Origin of the sequence: Streptomyces sp. NPDC088747, assembly GCF_044751025.1 — a bacterium.
Taxonomy (GTDB): domain Bacteria; phylum Actinomycetota; class Actinomycetes; order Streptomycetales; family Streptomycetaceae; genus Streptomyces.
Genome location: NZ_JBIVKZ010000025.1, coordinates 66,568 through 83,220 on the forward strand (window position 1 = coordinate 66,568; position 16,653 = coordinate 83,220).

The following is a 16,653-nucleotide window of genomic DNA, read 5'->3' on the forward strand; positions in this document are numbered from 1 at the left end:
GCACAGGGCACAGGGCATCGGCAGGCGAGCTGGGAGCGTGGCGCAGCGAGGCCAGGGCCGCTGTCCTCCGCGTCAAGGGTGCCGGTGGTACGCCTTGTTGGCGATGCGCCAGCCGTCGGCGGCACGGACCAGCAGGAAGATGTCGGTGAACGTGTCCGCGCCGTGCGAGAGCGTCATGGTGGCGGTCGCCACGGTGCCGTGGACGTCGACGGCGTCGATGCGGCGTGAGCGGCTTGATTCGTCCACTGCCGGTCGGCCCTGGAAGAGAGCGCAGTACTCGTCCAGTGGCCAGGAGACGAACGCGCCGTCGCGCATCCCCTCGACGTGGGCCGTGGGCAGGAACGCGTCGCGGAAGTGGCCAGGGTCGCCGGTGGCGTGTCCGCGGACGTAGGCGCGGAGCGGTTCGAGGACGGCGTCCGGCACGGCTGGGGCCGTGGCGGCGGCAGCGATGTCGGCCTCCGGGCCGGCAGGAGTGTCGGCCAGACCGGCCGCGCCGCGCAGGGGAGTTGGTGACGCGGCGGCCAGCAGAGCCATGTCCTTGACCAGCGCGCCGATCGTGAACTCGGCTCCGGTGGCGGTCGGCGGGTCGGTGAGGAAGCGGCGTTTGCGGGCCACGAGCGAGCCGAGCTGGCCCTGTTCGAGAAGGTCCAGTGCCTGCGTGCGAGGCACGCCAAGTGCTTCGGCCTGCCGTAGCGAGTCGCGCAGCGCGAGGACAGCGCCCGCGAGGCTGTGGTTCGCGATCAGCTTGAGCGCGGCGGCGGTCCCGGCATCGTCGACGTGCCGCACCGTGCCCAGGGCTGCCAGCACCGGGCCGACGCGTTCGAGCACAGTTGGTTCCGCGGCGGCGAGGAGGTGCAGGGAGCCGGCGGCGGCCGCCGCCACCGAACCCAGGACGGGCGCGTGGACGTAGGACGGGCCCAGTCGCCGAGCCAGCTCCGCCGCCTCGGCGGGCGCGATGGTGCTGGTGTTCAGCACGATCGTGTCCGTGCGCAGCGCGTCCCGGACATCGTCGAGGACCTGCCGGCAGGCACCGCCGTCGAACAGCGCCAGAAGCACGAAGTCGGCCTTCGACACCGCCTCGTGAAGATCGACGATCGTCGTGACGGTTCCTGCCGCGCGCCCGGAACGGGTCCAGCCGACGACGTCCCAACCTTTTGCGGCGAGCCGGGCCGCGATCGCGCCGCCCATACGCCCCAGGCCGAGGACGGTGATCGTGTGCGGTGTGGTCATGACCGCCACAGTGGCGCACCGCGCCCGCCTGCGACAAGCGCAGATATGGCAGGCCAGCCCTGCGGAGCACGCATACCTGCCAGGCATACTTGTGCCCATGGAACTGACCGTGTGGCAGACCTTCGTGACCGTGTGCCGTCTCGGATCGCTGTCGGCGGCGGCCACCGAGCTCAACCACACGCAGTCGGCCGTCTCCCGGCAGATCGCCGGGCTCGAACGGCAGCTCGGCGTCCGGCTGGTGGAGCGCCATGCGCGCGGTGTACGTCCGACACCCGCCGGCGAGGTGTTCCGCCGACACGCGCAGGCGACGCTCAACGAGGCCGACCGTGCCGTTCGCGCCGTACGAGAGGTCCGCGACGGCGCGTTCGACGGACCGCTGGCCATCGGCGCCACCCCTTCGCTCGCCGCGGGGATCGTCCCCGATGCGATCGGGAGCCTGCTGAAGGACGCAGGGGCCGTCCCGTGGAGCCTGGTCCCTGGCCTGAGCGCACACCTGCACCACCGTGTGATCGCCGGTGACCTGGATGTCGCCGTCGTCACCGACGCGCCACCGGGACTGCCTCACGACCCTCGGATCGAACGGCGGTTCCTCGGCCTGGACGACATGGTCGTGGTGCTGCCCACCGGCCATCCGCGGGCCGGACGTGGTCCCGTGCACATCCAGACACTGGCCGACGAGACCTGGGTCGAGGACAACGACGGTTCGGAGGCGCTCCTGCGCCGGCACGCCGCCCGCGCCGGCGTCACCGTCCGCATCGATCTCACGGCGGCCGACCTGCTCGGCAAACTGGCCCTCGTCGCCAGCGGCCACGCCATCGCCCTGATCCCCGGCACGCTGACACGCGCGCTCCGAACGGACGTCACCACCGCGCCCCTCGTCGACCCTCCGACCCGCGGCATCTACACGATCACACCACTCCGCGACCCTCACCCCTCAGCAGCGCCGTTGTGCGAACACCTCAGCAAGGCCTTCAACACTGGCCGCCCGCCCGCCGGTTGACGGGACGGACACCTTCGCCGACGCGTCCGGAGGGCGCCGTCTCCCGCAGAGTCGGCGCCCCCTGGACAACTCCCACTCAGGACACGCGGATCTGCGCGTACGGCGTCAGGCGGACGGGGCCGACCAGGCCGTGGTTCTGGCGGGCGGTACCGCCGAACACCGTTGGCTGGGCGATCCGGAGGCGGTTGATCAGCGGGGTCGCGACCTCCACCTCGATCTGGTTGGCGCCGCGGCGCAGGAGGCCGGGGGTGAGGTCGACGACCGGGTTCAGTCGGCTGACCGGCGGGAGACGGTGGCCGTTGACGGTCACTCGGCAGGTGTCGCTGACCTGGCCGAGTTCCAGCCGGGCGCCGTGGGCGGAGGTCCAGCCGGAGGGGAGGTCGACGGTGGTGCGGTAGCGGCCGATGCCCGCGCTGTCGGCGAGTTCGGGGATCCCCGACCACGGCAGCAGCGTGTCGAGGGTGACCGAGACGGTGACGTGCTCCGTGCGGGTCGCGGTGCTGCCGGGCCGCCAGTCGTCGACGTCCAGTTGCCAGCGCGTCGGAGTGACAGCGTCCGGGACGGATCGGACCGTCGTCGTGACGGGCCTGCCGCGGTCCAGGCGAGTGGTGTACGTCCCGGGCGCGCTCGCCCGTACGGCCAGGCCCCCGTCGATGTAACGGGCCTGATCGGCGTCGGTTCCCACGACGCTCGGCAGGGAGCCGTGCCGGTCGCCGAAGAGCCCGGTGCGGCCGAGGGCGATGATCGTCGATTCGCCCGGCTGCAGCGTGATCCGGACGGTGAAGTCGTCGCCGTCCCGCGTGTATTGGGCGAGCCGGACGGCCTCGCCCGACCACGGGTCGAGCAGGTAGGGAACCGCGTTGCCCGAGCCGGTGCGGCGCAGGGTGACCTCGTGGTCGATGGCGGCGACCGGCGGCTTGACGGTCTCCGCGTGCTTGCCGTTGCAGAAGTAGTAGAAGTCCGCCTCCTTTGTCGCGCGGTGGGCGTTGAGAAGGGTGGAGGACGTGGCGTAGCGGGCATCCGCGGTGACGCCGAGCCGAGCGAGCGCGTCACCCACGGTGGCCTTGTCGCTGACGAGGGCGACCTTCGGCAGGGCGAGCAACCGGCCCAGCAGGGCGCGGAGTTCGGTGGTCTCGTCGTCGGCGGGCACGCCGGGGGTCAGGCCCTGGTCGAAGGCGCCGAGCAGTACGACGGGCAGTCCCGCGCGGGCCAGCGCGAAGATCTTGCGGGCGTCGTCGACGGAGAGGGTGGGCGTGGAGCCGTAGAAGAAGTCGCCCTCGACGAACAGGGCCTTGTAGGCGGGCCCGTCGGGAGCCAGGCGCCCTCGCCTGACGGTCGCGGAGGGCAGGTCGAGAAGCGGGCCGCTGAGGAACTGGTGGCTCCAGCCGAGGGTGATGCCCGTCGCGGTGAACCAGGAGGCGCCGATGCCGGTGGCGGTGTAGCCGGTCTGCCGGAAGATCGCCACGTCCGCGCGGGCCGTGCCGCTCTGCAGCACCCTGTGCACCCGGCCGAGGTAGCCGGCGATGTCCGCGACGTGCTTCCAGGTGGGCTGGCGCGGCCCCCACGACTCGCCGTATCCGGCGACTCCGTTGTACGGGCTGAAGGCCGCGAATCCGGGCCAGGCCACCTGGGGTGCGGTGGCGTAGGAGAAGCCGTGCATCACGGTCTGGTTGACGCCGGCGGCGTAGGCGCCGCCCATGGTGCGCAGGAAACGGTCCCAAGTGGTGCTGTAGGCCGTGCCGTTGTAGGCGCCCGCCTCACAGGACAGGATGGTGTGCCCGGCCATGTCACGGCCGCCGGCGAGGCAGCGGTAGTCGTCGAGGTTCTTGAAGCCGAGGGACTCGCCCTCGGGTATGTCGAGCAGGGCCGCCGAGGCGATCGCGTCGGTCTGCAGGCCGTACGGCTGTGATCGCAGGCCCATGCCGAGCGAGTGCGCCCAGTTGCGCAGGCCGCCGAGGTGGTGCCGGTTGAAGAGGCCGGAGACCGTCTCCCAGAAGTCGTGCCGGATCTGCCGGGTCAACTGGGCCTCGAAGGCGAAGACCTGGTTGCTGTTGTCCAGCACCAGCGCCGGGAGGTACGGCAACAGGGGGCGTCCGGTGTGCTTCTCGAAGGCCTCGGGGAGTTGGGACGTCCAGGTCAGTCCGTCGGTCTCCAACTCCACGGAGTCCTCGAAGAAGGCACCGCCCGCGGTCCTCAGCAGCCGTCGCAGGGACGATGTCTGGATCGTACGGTCCCAGAAGTCGGTCACGGTGTTGGTGCCCGCGGCGCTGAAGTGGTCGACGACGTAGGCGTCCGGTGACGAGTGCGGGCCCGATTCGGGCTGTTGGGCGGAGCCGCGCTGCCAGTACGAGATCAGTACCCAGTCGCCGTCAGCCGGTGCCGTCCAGGACAGGGTGCCGTCGGTGACGAGGCCGGTGAGGTCCTGGACGCTGTTCACGTCGAGGCCCGTCTCCTTGCGGGTGGAGTTCGCCGGATCGACGCGGGCGGCCTGCACGGCGACGAGCGTCTGGCGGGTGACGCCGGACTCGGGTGCGTGAACGGCGGCGGGAACGGGCCCTTCATAGGCGGTACCGGCCGCCAACGCGAGCCGCCCGTAGGCGAGTTCCTGCGCGGCTACGTCGTCGTCGGGAGTCACACCGGGGACCGCGACGGGCCAACTCGGGCCGAGCGTCAGGTCGATGGTCACCCCGCGCCGGGCCGCCCTGCTCAGAGCGGCCTCCACACCGTCCCGCCAGGATCTGCTGCCCCAGCCGTGGTGCGCGGTGTCCAGCACGGACTTGTCCTTGATGCTGTGGTGGACGGCGGCGATCTCCATGCCGCCGAAGCCCGCGTCGGCGATCTGGTCGATCTCGCGGGCGATCTCGTCCGGGTCCACCAGACCGTCCGGCCACCACCAGCGGAACTTGGGGCGCACGGAACGCGGCGGGTTCGCGAACCAGTCGGCCGTCGTCCCGGCTCCCGCCCCTGTCGTTCCGGGAACCGACGCTCCCGCGGCCCCGGTACCCGTGGCTGCCTGGGCGTTCGCCGCGCCAGGAAGGGCGCTCAGAACCGTCGCCCCGAGTCCGGCCGCCAGTGCCGTACGCCGGGCCACTCCGCTTCGTCGCGGTATGCGTTCATCCATGGTGCGCCCCAAGTCCGGGAGAAGTGCGGGTGATTGAATCGTTTCAATCTGTATCGACGCCGGAACGCTAAGCCTGAGATTCGGCCACGGTCAAGACACGCGCACGATCAGGTCGAGATCGAGGGGAAACGGACGGGTGGGGTGGAGGGGGCGTTGGGGTGGGTGCCCTCAGGTGGAGGCGGGGTTCGTGTCGCCGTGCCGACGGGGCTCTCCTGGTGCCCGCGTATGGGGAGACGCCGATCCCGACACCGTGTTGACCAGGGGGAACGGGGTTTGAGGCGGTCGGTTCCTGGGGTGGGGGCTCGCCGTGGTCGCGGGCGCGGGCGGATCTGTCGATGGTCGGGAGCCGGCTGTGGATTAGCGCCGGGAGGCTGGTGTGAAGCTGAGGGGGAGTGGGGGAGGGGGACGATTTCCAGCCCTCCTTGGGCGGGGTGCGGGTCCTGGAGTGCGGTCACTGGTGGGCGGTGAGCGGTCGGCGAGCTTTGATCTGCGACCTGTGGTCTGCACTGGACCGAGTTCGGGGTTCGGGCATGGGTGATCGACCCTCCACGGTGGTGTCCGGATGTGGGGGTGTGCGGGTGGGCGGAAAGAGTTCGGATTCGGGTGGGACGACCCCGCCCACATCGGGCATAGTCGGTTGGTACGGCGGCAGCGGCGGGGTTGTTGAGTGGGGCGCGGGCCGCGTCATGGACGGGGGAACATGAACGTCTCCAGCGAAAACTTCTACATCGTGAATCTGCCTTGGTGGATGTTGGTGGTGGCGTGGCTCGCCGCGGTCAACGTGGCCCTCGCGTGGGAGGCGGTGAAGAAGGACCGGAAAGCCCGCGCCCGACAGTCGCGGGCCAACTCCGGGCGTTCGGCACAGCCCACCCAGTCTTGGCCCGACCTCGGGACCGCCCTCCCTCCCAGCTACCCGAACGCGGGGCAGAGGGCCGAGACCGCCGCCGCTTCGCGGAGGCCACAGAACGAGAGCTCCGACTGGAAAATGTGGCTCGGGGTGGCCGCGAATGTCGTCGGAATTGTCGGTGGTGTCATCGCGATATTTGCCCATTGACCTCGTGACACGGTCTTGTTGGCGGGCTGCGGCTGATCCGGGGGTTGTTGAGTACGGTGCCGTTCCCCGATGCCAGGATTGTCCGGGGGCTTCGCCGGAGCCACGCTGGGATGAAGCTTGGCCACCAGGGTGGAACGTTCGCCGGGCACAGCGGGGCGGGGTAGGAGTCCGGCAGGCCGAGCCACGGAACAAGGAACCAGGCGAACCACAGGTTGAAGACGATCGATGCGGGCCGAGAAGGCGGACGGGCACACCTACGGGACCGCGGTCTTCGTCAGGGGGTTCCGACCCGCCCGTCCCGGGGACCGGCAAGCCCTGGGACCGCCAGGCCCGAGGACCGGAGATCTCCTGACGGACAGGCAGCGGATGAGTAGTGGTTGCTCATGCCATGCCGTAGCGGCACAGGGCACTCTCTGAGAGTCGGCGCGATCCACCTCCACCGGGCCCTTGACCAGGAGAAACGGGGCACGGCGGGGAGGTGGTTGCGCGGCGAGTTCATGGAGGGTCTGCACGCTCAGTGGAGCGGTGCACAGTCGGCAATGATCAGGAGGCTGGTATGAGAGGCAAGTTACGCCGTCGAAGTGCCATGGTTACGGCGGTGGCGGCGCTGAGCGCAGGTGGGATGGTTCTGTCGACCGGAAGCGCGTCCGCGGCGGCGCTGCTCAGGGTGGAGGTGGGGGCGGCCATCTTCAACGGCCGCAGCCTGGCCTCCGGTACGGTCGGAATCCCGGACCTCTGGGCCGGGGACACACTCCTCGCCACCTGCTGGAACACCGGCGAGAACCTCGGCCACGGAAACAAGTGGTACCTCACCGTCCTCGAGCAGTACAACCGCCTCGATGGACTCCAGCTGACCGTGACCGGATGGACGTACGCGCCGTTCGTGGACAACAGCAGTGCCGGAACCAATGGAACCCTTCCGCACTGCTGACCCGGTTCGCGTTGCGTCATCTCCTTTTTGAGTTGCTGGTCAGCTTTGAGCTGCTGGTCAGCGGTCCAGCGCGGCTTCGGTGCGCGCCGCGGGCACCCCAAGTCCCGTGGCGCGCACCGGAGGTGTTTCCACGGCAGTCGGGCAGCGGGCCTGCCCACGACAGGTCGACACCATCAGCCGCTCCGCCGGCCCGTCCCGGCGACTGAGCCGCGCGCCTCACCGCTGTCCCGCTGCCCCGCCGCCCCGCGCATCAACGCCCCCCGCACCGGACCGAACCGCGTCGACCAGCATGCCCACGAGCTCCTCCCCGTCGACCTGCCATTTGTCCTTCGCCAGGTGACCGCTGAGTTCCAGCCCCGCGATCCCGTGCGCGCTCGACATCAACAGAGCGCCGTAGCGGGGAGCGTCGGACTCGCCGACCAGGTCGGCGACGATGGCGAGGTACTGATTCTCCAGACGGCTCGCGGCAGTGGCCGCTTCCGGATCATCCGCCGGGGTGCTGAACATCAGGGCGTACAGGTGGGGTTGTCGGCGGGCGACCCCGATGAGGGTCATCACCGCTCTCTCGAGCCGAGTGCTCGCGGTGGCGTCCGTGTCGGCCCGCAGCAGTTCCACCTCGTCCGCCAGTGTGTTCCAGGCGTTGATCGCGAGCTGCGTCAGGAGATGCGCCTTGTGCTCGAAGTGACCGTAGGGCGCGCCGCGCGAGACTCCCGCACGTGCCCCGACCGCGCGGAGCGTCACCGCGTCCGGCCCACCCTCGTCGAGCAGCTCGGAGGCCGCACGTACGAGGGCGCTCCTGGTCGCTGCCGCAGCTTCAACTCGTGTCACCACGGTCCGAAGTCTACTTGACAGTGTCACTTGAAGGCCTCGTGCGGAGCCCCTCACGGCCACCCAGCCCATGATCACGAATCAGGCGATCACGTTCGACGACGATGACGACGCCACAGGTGTCGAGCCGTCGCGACCGCGACCTGTTCGGCGACCGCGCCGCGCACGCCCCCTCGACCCACGCCCCCTTCCTCGACCCACGCCCCCTCAGCCCCGCGGCGCCGCCGTGCTCCCCCGTACGACGAGGCGCGGGGTCATGCTGGTCTGCACGGCGGACTCCCGGCGGCCCTCCACCCGTTCGATGAGCAGCCGCGCGGCGGTGGCGCCCATGTTGTGGCCGGCCTGGTCGACGCTGGTGAGCTGGACGGTGGCGAGGTCGGCGACCACGGTGTTGTTGTAGCCGACGATGGAGATGTCCTCGGGCACCAGGCCCAGCTCGTGAGCGGCGCGCCAGACGCCGAGTGCCGCCACGTCCGCTCCCGCCATGATCGCGGTGGGCCGTTCGTCGCCGGTCAGCAGGCTCATGCCGGCCTTGAAGCCGCCTTCGTCGGAGTAGGTGGTACGGCAGATCCGGGTCTGGGCGGTGAGGCCGTGCCGGCCCATGGCCTCCGTGTAGCCGTTGCTCAGGACGATCTCCGGGGTGCGCGCCCACTTGCTGGAGCGGGTGCCGCGGGAGGAGACGAGCGTGATGTTGCGGTGGCCGAGCGACACCAGGTGGTCGACCACCAGCCCGGCGCCCACCCCGTCGGCGTCCACGACGGAGTGGTGCAGTTCGGAGGGGTCGTGATGGCCGATGACGACGGTGGGCGTCGACTCGGCCATGGCGAGGATCTCGGCGCGCGGCGTTCCGGGGGCGATGAGCACCAGGCCGTCCATCTGCCGGTCGACCATCGACCGGATCGTCTTGCTCTGCGCGTCCGCCCCGAACCCCGCCGCTGCGATCAGCACGGTGTACTCGCTGTTGTGCAGCTCGTCGCGGATGCCGTCGAGGATGTCCGCGAAAAAGGTGTTGCGGATGTTGTCCAGCAGGACGCCGATCGTGTACGTCCGTCCGCGCATTCCGCGTGCCGCCGCGTGGGGCCGGTAGTCGAGCTCGGTCATGGCGGCGCGGACCTCTCCAGGCCTGGTACCAGGGCGCGGCCACCGGCACCGGCATCGCCAACATCCTCTACGGCGACGCCGAACCCGGCGGCCGCCTCCCCGTAACCTTCCCCGCCGACGAACACCAGGGACCCTCCGTCTACACCGGCGGCAAGGCCGACGACGCCAACGGCACCATCACCTACGACGAGGGCATCCGCGTCGGCTACAAGTGGTACGACAAACACCGTGCCAAGCCCCTCTTCCCCTTCGGCCACGGCCTGTCCTACACCTCCTTCAGCCACGACCGCCTCCGTGTCACCAGCCACGGCCGCGGAGACCAGGCCGCCGAAGTCTCCGTCGACGTCCGCAACACCGGCCGGCGCACCGGCTCCGACGTCGTGCAGGTCTACGTCGGACACCTGCCCATCAAGGTCGACACCCCGGCCAGGACCCTCGCCGGCTTCGCCAAGGTGACCCTCGAACCGCGCCGGCGCCGCAGGCTGACGATCACCGTCACGCGGCGCACGCTGTCCTACTGGGATGAGTCCAGGAGCACATGGGTGACCCCCACCGGAAAGGTCCCCGTGTACGTGGGGCGCTCGGTCACAGACGTCGAGTACACCATCACCATCACCGTCCACTGACAAATCCCCACGTTCCGCCGGCACCGGCATTCTTTGCCGGTGCCGGCGGAGTACCGCGCCTTTCCCGCAAAGCCGTGCCCTGTCCGCGGCGACGGTTATAGGAATTCAGGACGGTGGAAACTCGAACCCGCCCCTCCTGTAGACTCGAATCGGTCTGATGTCATGAACCTTTGAGGTTCCGTCAATTGTCGGCGGCGGGAGGATACGGGGTGCCGGACAGGAATATCGAGTTCGGCAAGTACGGCGCCCGTGGCCTCAAGGGTTTCGAAGCCGTGGCTCGTCGGCTCGACTCCCTCGCGGGTTATGTCGCGACCCCCGTCACCGCACGGCGTGGCCTGCTGGCGCGGCTGCACTACCTCACCCGCACCGATCACGCCCGCACGGCGGCACGCGAGGCCGGTCTGACGGTCACCGACCGTACGGTCAAGGCCTGGCTCGAAGGCCGACGCAGTCCCTCGAAGAAGAACCTCGACAGGATCGAGGCCGCCTACCGCACGGTGCGCAGGCACAATGTCGCCCGCCATCTCCTCGGCCGCCTCAACGCCGCCGGCCGCGGTACCCGGGTCGAGATCCATCCGCTGAACCAGTCCCAGGTCGACCGCCCGCGTCAGCGCGTCGTGGAGTTCCGCACGCTGAACGTGCGGCACTGGGACCGCGTCGTGGAAGCCTGGGCGACCGGCGACGATCAGGCGCTCGACGACGCCTGGGTGGAGCAGATCGTGGACTTGGGCAGCCAGTGGGGCCAGTACGAGTACGTGACCAACGTGGGGTTCGCGGCTTGAGAAGTGCCGCGCCCGCACCCACGTAGAACCGCGCACGGCATCGCCAAAGGGCCGTCCTCGTACTGGGCGTATTCGGGCGATCCGGCAACGCGGCGAGGTGCCGTAGCTGTCGTCGTGCGCCCGCCGGGGATCACGGGACAGCCCTTAGGGTGGTCCCGTGACACTGAAATCGGGCGGGCGGACGACGGCCCCATGGCCGCGGCGACGCAGATCACGGGGGGTTCGCGGGCCCACCTCGCCACATTCCCGGGCGTGAGCCGGACACGGATCCGCGGCTGCCCGTCCGGCGCCGCGGCGTGGAGTCCCGACGACTCCGCGACTCCCGCCGGGCGCGGGCGCCGGGCACGTACGACATCGCACTCCGCGACCGCGGTCCCGGCGGGTGTGAAGGGGGCCTCGCGGTGACCGGCTTCGAGGCGATCGACGCGCTGCTGGCCGAGTCCCGGCAGGAGGTCGAGTTGCCCCCGGCCGAAGAGCGGCGCGCACTGCGTGAGTCGCTGAACCTGTCCCGAACCCAGGTGGCCAGGGTGCTCGGAGTGGGGCCGTCCACGGTCGGCGGCTGGGAGAGCGGCCGTGAACCGGCGGGAGAGGTACGCGAGAGGTACGCCTACTTCCTTCAGGGAGCGCGCACGAAGCTGGAGGAGCCCGCGTCGCCCCAGAAGTCGGCGCCGGTGGACGAGAGTTCCGCGACTGCCGAGTCCGAGGGGCCGGGCGGCGCGGACGAGGTGGAGACCTTGCCCGCCTCCGAGGCATGTGTCCTGTGCGGTCACCCCGCACTCCACCAAGTCGCCGGGTTTCCCCAGCACTTGGACCCCGCCGAGTGCGGCGGCCCCGACGAGCTGCTACGACAAGCCGCACCAGCGACGGACCTCGGGGAAGGCGTACGGACGGCCGATGCGCCCTCCGCGACCGCGACGCCGGTTCCCTCTGGGGGACTCGTCTCCGGGGAACCCGTCAAGGTCGTCCCCGTGGGGCGGCGTGTCCAGTCGGCGGCCGAAGTTCCCGATCGGATCGGCGACGCCGTGACGGCCGCGCTCGCCGCACACGCGGGTGACGTGGAGGCGGCGACCGCCGCGCTGGTCAGGCGGGCGATCCCCGACGCGATGGCGCTGCTGGACGAAACCCGCAAGGGCGGCCGCTACGACATCGTGGCCCATCCCTGGATCCCGGACGTCCTGCGCAAGCAGACCGCCCGGGGCGCGGACCAGATCTGGGAAGCGCGCCCGAAGTGGTTCCGCCCCGAACTCCCCGCGGGGCGGCACGAGGTGACCGCCCTCGACATCAACGGCGCCTACCTCTCCGCCCTGAAAACGCACCTTCCGATCGGCCGGCTGGAACACTCCACCGACTCGGTTCACGACCGCCGCCGCGCCGGGGTCCACCTGATCACCCCGCCCGTCTGGGAGCACGAGGCGGTTCTGCCCAACCCGCTGGGCAACCGGGACGAACCCGGACCCCTGTGGGTCACGGAACCCACGCTGCGCCTGCTGCTGCGCATGTCGGGCCCCGATCACGGGCTGTGCGACCCGCCGGTGATCCATGAGTCGTTCACCTCGGGTGCCACCGAGGGACTGCTGGAGAAGTTCCGCGTCGCGCTGAAGGACGCGCGGGACAGGGCGATCGTGGCGGGGGACGAGGTGACCTTCGAGTACGTGAAGGCCATGTACTCGAAGTTCGTCGCCACGATGGGGGAGTCGAACTACAACCGGGAGCTCTACCGTCCGGACTGGATGCACCTGATCCGCTCCCAGGCCTTCGCCAACCTTTGGATGAAGGCCTACAAGGCGTACGACGAGGGGCTCGTGGTGGTCCGCGCGATGGGCACCGACGAGTTGCACGTGAGCGGTGACTGGCGGGGTGTCTTCCCCGAGGGACGCGGCGTCTCCGAGGTGAAGGTCAAGGACACCTACACCGTCGGCGGGGACGCCGGTTCGGGCGCCGGAAAATGAGACGCGGGGCCGGGGCGATTCTGACAGCCTGACGGGCCAGGAGTCCGACCCATGGACCGGCGACCCTTCACAGGAGTGTTCAGTGACCGTGATCCCGCCTCGCCTGGCCCCGTTGCTCGAACAGTTCGACTTCGCGCGGGAGCGCCTCGTCGCCCGTATGGCGGGGCCGGTCATGGACAGCGGTGACGGGACGGACACCAAGGTCGGTCCCATGACCGGCGAGGAGTTCCTCTGGGAGCCGGTGCCGAACTGCTGGTCCCTGCGGCCGCGCGCGGACGGACCAGGACCGCGAGCGACGCTTCTGGCCGGGGGCGGGGCCTGGGGGCGTGACGCCGCGTCCTACCCGCACCCCTGGCCGCCGCCCTTCACCACCATCGCCTGGCGCCTGAGCCACCTCGGCGAGATGCTCGCCCTGCGCGCCGACCACACGAACGGCACCCACGCGCTGACGCGGGACGACCACCCGGTCGACGCGGACGCCACGGACGCGATCGCGGCATTCGACGCCGGGGCCGCCGCCTGGCGGACGGCCCTGCTGGGCGCCGACGAGGAGGCGCTCGACACCGTGGGGTACTGCACCTATCCGCACGGCAGTGACGCCGAGGAACCCTTCATCGACATCGTGTGGTGGGTCAACCAGGAGGTGCTGCACCACGGTGCCGAGATCGCACTGATCCGCGACCTCTACCGCGAACGAGCGCACTGACCCCGGCGTCGGCGACCCATCGAAGGGACGCCGGCAGGCGTCCAGAGGTGCGCAGCGGGCCACCCGTGCCGCGTCGAGCCCCGTCGTAGCCCGATGAGACGGATTCCCGCGGTGCCGGGTGCGGAAATCCGCGGAGTGTGCCGTCGTCACAGCGGCGGGAGCAAAGTAGTACGGGCCGTGCCCGGATCCGCGTACCGTGCTAAGGTTGATCACAGTTGCAGTTGTGGTTCCCGTTGACTTCAAGTGCCTTAGACGAAGCAATTTCGTCGGGCATTTTTGTATTTCCGGTGCTGTTTACCGGACGGGGTTCATCTCGGCGACGCGGAGGTTCACACAGTGCGAGCCTCTGGGCTTGGCCTCGAAGGAGATTTGACATGGCAACCGGTACGGTTAAGTGGTTCAACGCGGAAAAGGGTTTCGGCTTCATTGAGCAGGACGGCGGCGGCCCCGACGTCTTCGCCCACTACTCGAACATCGCCGCCCAGGGCTTCCGCGAGCTCCAGGAAGGCCAGAAGGTGAACTTCGACATCACGCAGGGCCAGAAGGGCCCCCAGGCGGAGAACATCACTCCCGCCTGACGCTGAAGCGTCTGAGGCAGCTGGGACCCCTCACCTCACGGTGGGGGTCCCAGCTTGTTGCTTTTTACAGGTTCCGCTCGACGTGCGGGTGGCGGCCCTCGCGGTCCGCTCGTACTCCTACGATTCGACAGGGCGCGCATTCCAGCTGATTCGGTTGGTTCCGATTCCGTTTAGCGCCCCTACAGCGCCCATCTGGCGCTCGCATACAACGCCGGTACGACCGGCGGATTTTTGGTTTACATTCGGCTCGTGCTTGCAATTCATTCGGCTCATTCATGCCGGGAATTCCTCGATGCGTGCCATATCGAGGAAGGTTCTCCATGAACCGCTCAGCTCGCACGAACGACCGTTTCTCCAGGACCCGCAAGGGCGGCACCGCCGGTTCCGACCGCGGGGCCCGCTTCCGGCCGCAGGGCCAGGACCGTCCCGGTGCCCGCTCGGGTGGCGGCGGGGGCCGTCCGTCGGCGCCGCAGGGGGAGTTCGCCCTGCCGGACACCATCACCCCGGCGCTCCCCCCGGTCGCCGCCTTCAGTGAACTCGGCCTGCCCGCCGAGCTGTTGAAGGCGCTCACCGACCTCGGAGTGAACGAACCGTTCCCGATCCAGGCCGCCACCCTGCCCAACTCCCTCGCGGGCCGCGACGTCCTGGGTCGCGGGCGCACCGGCTCGGGCAAGACGCTCGCCTTCGGCCTGGCGCTCCTCGTGCGTCTGGCCGGACAGCGTGCCGAGGCCAAGAAGCCCCTGGCGCTTGTCCTGGTCCCCACCCGTGAGCTCGCCCAGCAGGTTACGGACGCGCTCACCCCGTACGCCAAGCTGCTGAAGCTGCGGATGGCCACCGTGGTGGGCGGGATGTCGATCGGCAGGCAGGCCGGCGCGCTGCGCACCGGAGCGGAGGTCGTGGTCGCGACGCCGGGCCGCCTCGCGGACCTCATCGAGCGCAGGGACTGCCGTCTCGACCGGGTGAGCATCACCGTCCTCGACGAGGCCGACCAGATGGCCGACATGGGCTTCATGCCCCAGGTCACCGAACTCCTCGACCAGGTACGCCCCGACGGCCAGCGCATGCTGTTCTCCGCCACCTTGGACCGCAACATCGACCTCCTGGTCCGTCGCTACCTGCACGACCCGGTGGTCCACTCGGTCGACCGGTCAAAAGGTGCGGTCTCCACGATGGAACACCACCTGCTCCAGGTGCACGGCGCCGACAAGTACGCCATCGCCACCGAGATCGCCGCCCGTGACGGGCGGGTGCTGATGTTCCTGGACACCAAGCACGCCGTGGACCAGTTCACCAGGCACCTGATGGGCAGCGGAGTGAAGGCCGCGGCGCTGCACAGCGGCAAGTCGCAGCCCCAGCGGACCCGCACCCTGGCGCAGTTCAAGACCGGTCACGTCACGGTGCTGGTGGCCACCAACGTCGCCGCTCGCGGCATCCACATCGACGACCTCGACCTCGTCGTCAACGTGGACCCGCCGAGCGACCACAAGGACTACCTGCACCGCGGTGGCCGTACGGCGCGTGCGGGCGAGTCCGGCAGTGTCGTCACGCTGGTGACGCCCAACCAGCGCCGTGACATGTCCCGTGTGATGTCCGACGCGGGTATCAGGCCGCAGACCACCCAGGTCCGCTCGGGCGAGGCCGAGTTGAGCCGCATCACCGGCGCGAAGGCCCCCTCGGGTGTTCCCATCGGTGGCGGGGCGCCGGTCACGGAGCGGCCCACGCGTGGCGGAGCCCCCTTCCGGGGCATGGGAACCCGGCCCGGCCGGGCCGGTCGCGCCAGTGGTGAGTCCCGCAAGGTCGCCGAGGCGCGCCAGGCGGCCGAGGCACGAAAGGCCGCCCGGGTCCGTCGGGGCGCGTAGTCGGCGACGCGGGCCGCCGGCTCCATGACCGCAGGTCGGCCGGGGCGGCGCAGTCCCGAGATCAGGCTCCTGACCGCAGTCCCGCGATCAGGAGCCTGACCAGTTGCCGGGCGTCGTAACGGGGGTTGCCGCCGGCGCCGGCGCACAGGCTGCCGACGCCCCGCATGAGTGCGTAGGCGTCCTGGCCGGAGCGGATCTCGCCCGAGTCGGCGGCGGCGTCGAGCAGTTGGGCGCACACGGGCTCCAGCCGCTCGAGGAAGTAGGAGTGCAGCGGGTCGTAGCACGGGTCGGCGGACTGGAGCACGACTGCGAGACCCTGCTTGGTGACCACGAAGTCGACGAAGAGATCGATCCATCGCGCGAGGGCCGCGTGCGCGGTCGCGGCGGTCTCCAGCAGCTCGGGGCCGGCTTCGGCGAGGGTGTCGACCTGGTGCCGGTAGACGGCGATGATCAGATCCGCCCGGGTCGGGAAGTGGCGGTAGATCGTCGCCGTCCCGACTCCGGCCTCGGCCGCGATCTGACGAATCGGCGCTTCCACCCCTGACGCGACGAAGACCGACGCCGCCGCTTCGAGCAGGGTCTCCTCGTTGCGCCGCGCGTCCGCCCGCTTGGTCCGGGCCGCGCCTCGGTTGCCCTGGCCCAGGTCGCTGTCGTTCACGGCGCCCTTTCCCTTCCTGCTGTTTGCTAAGCGGGACACTGTCCCGTATCGTCAATCGGGACAGTGTCCCGCTTAGTCATGATGGCAGAGCGGGTTCGCCACGACAAACTGTTACGGCCTTTTCGCCCAGGTCGGCTCACCTGTACCCCCGTGTCGCCGAGCGGCCCGGCAGGGGTGCCGGCGTGGCCGATCGCAGTCGAACGCCCCCGCACAGTCCTGAGAAAGGTGTT

At 70.1% G+C, this 16,653-nt stretch carries 14 protein-coding genes; 9 read left to right on the forward strand and 5 right to left on the reverse strand.

From position 1 onward, the window contains the following. Positions 1-72 precede the first annotated feature (72 nt). Positions 73-1,230: a nuclear transport factor 2 family protein gene (locus tag ACIP79_RS39540; RefSeq protein WP_401232068.1), complete on the reverse strand. Its 1,158-nt coding sequence runs from the start codon at positions 1,228-1,230 to the stop codon at positions 73-75. A gap of 97 nt (positions 1,231-1,327) precedes the next feature. Between ACIP79_RS39540 and ACIP79_RS39545 the strand changes: the two genes are divergently transcribed. Continuing rightward, positions 1,328-2,230, forward strand: a complete 903-nt coding sequence (locus ACIP79_RS39545) for a LysR family transcriptional regulator (protein ID WP_401232071.1) — start codon at positions 1,328-1,330, stop codon at positions 2,228-2,230. A gap of 76 nt (positions 2,231-2,306) precedes the next feature. Here the strand turns inward: ACIP79_RS39545 and ACIP79_RS39550 are convergent, their stop codons facing one another. Then, the gene (locus ACIP79_RS39550) at positions 2,307-5,351 is read right to left on the reverse strand and encodes a glycosyl hydrolase (protein WP_401232074.1); all 3,045 of its coding nucleotides are present in this window, start codon (positions 5,349-5,351) and stop codon (positions 2,307-2,309) included. A gap of 700 nt (positions 5,352-6,051) precedes the next feature. Between ACIP79_RS39550 and ACIP79_RS39555 the strand changes: the two genes are divergently transcribed. Together ACIP79_RS39555 and ACIP79_RS39560 are read left to right on the forward strand one after the other, a co-directional pair. Then, a complete protein-coding gene (locus ACIP79_RS39555) occupies positions 6,052-6,405 on the forward strand; it encodes a hypothetical protein (protein ID WP_401232077.1) in 354 nt (117 codons plus the stop codon). A 622-nt stretch (positions 6,406-7,027) separates the two neighbouring features. Further along, complete coding sequence (locus tag ACIP79_RS39560) at positions 7,028-7,336, forward strand: hypothetical protein (protein WP_401232080.1); 309 nt, start codon at positions 7,028-7,030, stop codon at positions 7,334-7,336. 216 nt (positions 7,337-7,552) lie between these two features. On the opposite strand, the gene ACIP79_RS39565 is transcribed toward ACIP79_RS39560, so the two are convergent. Both ACIP79_RS39565 and ACIP79_RS39570 read right to left on the reverse strand, forming a co-directional pair. Next, a complete protein-coding gene (locus tag ACIP79_RS39565; RefSeq protein WP_401232083.1) occupies positions 7,553-8,167 on the reverse strand; it encodes a TetR/AcrR family transcriptional regulator in 615 nt (204 codons plus the stop codon). A gap of 204 nt (positions 8,168-8,371) precedes the next feature. Continuing rightward, positions 8,372-9,265, reverse strand: a complete 894-nt coding sequence (locus ACIP79_RS39570) for a LacI family DNA-binding transcriptional regulator (protein ID WP_401232086.1) — start codon at positions 9,263-9,265, stop codon at positions 8,372-8,374. Here ACIP79_RS39570 and ACIP79_RS39575 point away from each other — a divergent pair. The 6 genes from ACIP79_RS39575 (at position 9,229) to ACIP79_RS39600 (ending at position 15,765) form a co-directional block, all read left to right on the forward strand. Beyond that, complete coding sequence (locus ACIP79_RS39575; protein WP_401232089.1) at positions 9,229-9,891, forward strand: fibronectin type III-like domain-contianing protein; 663 nt, start codon at positions 9,229-9,231, stop codon at positions 9,889-9,891. The genes ACIP79_RS39570 and ACIP79_RS39575 overlap by 37 nt on opposite strands. 209 nt (positions 9,892-10,100) lie before the next feature. Next, the gene (locus tag ACIP79_RS39580; protein WP_401232091.1) at positions 10,101-10,673 is read left to right on the forward strand and encodes a transcriptional regulator; all 573 of its coding nucleotides are present in this window, start codon (positions 10,101-10,103) and stop codon (positions 10,671-10,673) included. Positions 10,674-11,074: 401 nt separating this feature from the next. Further along, complete coding sequence (locus ACIP79_RS39585) at positions 11,075-12,622, forward strand: helix-turn-helix domain-containing protein (protein WP_401232094.1); 1,548 nt, start codon at positions 11,075-11,077, stop codon at positions 12,620-12,622. 88 nt (positions 12,623-12,710) lie between these two features. Beyond that, positions 12,711-13,328: a DinB family protein gene (locus tag ACIP79_RS39590; RefSeq protein WP_401232275.1), complete on the forward strand. Its 618-nt coding sequence runs from the start codon at positions 12,711-12,713 to the stop codon at positions 13,326-13,328. Positions 13,329-13,702: 374 nt separating this feature from the next. Beyond that, positions 13,703-13,906 carry a cold-shock protein gene (locus ACIP79_RS39595; RefSeq protein WP_126388790.1) on the forward strand — a complete coding sequence of 68 codons (204 nt, stop codon included), beginning with the start codon at positions 13,703-13,705 and terminating at the stop codon, positions 13,904-13,906. A gap of 320 nt (positions 13,907-14,226) precedes the next feature. After that, on the forward strand, positions 14,227-15,765 hold the full coding sequence (locus ACIP79_RS39600) for a DEAD/DEAH box helicase (RefSeq protein WP_401232099.1): 1,539 nt from the start codon (positions 14,227-14,229) through the stop codon (positions 15,763-15,765). 61 nt (positions 15,766-15,826) lie between these two features. Here the strand turns inward: ACIP79_RS39600 and ACIP79_RS39605 are convergent, their stop codons facing one another. Further along, the gene (locus tag ACIP79_RS39605; protein ID WP_401232102.1) at positions 15,827-16,423 is read right to left on the reverse strand and encodes a TetR/AcrR family transcriptional regulator; all 597 of its coding nucleotides are present in this window, start codon (positions 16,421-16,423) and stop codon (positions 15,827-15,829) included. Between the last annotated feature and the right edge of the window lie 230 nt (positions 16,424-16,653).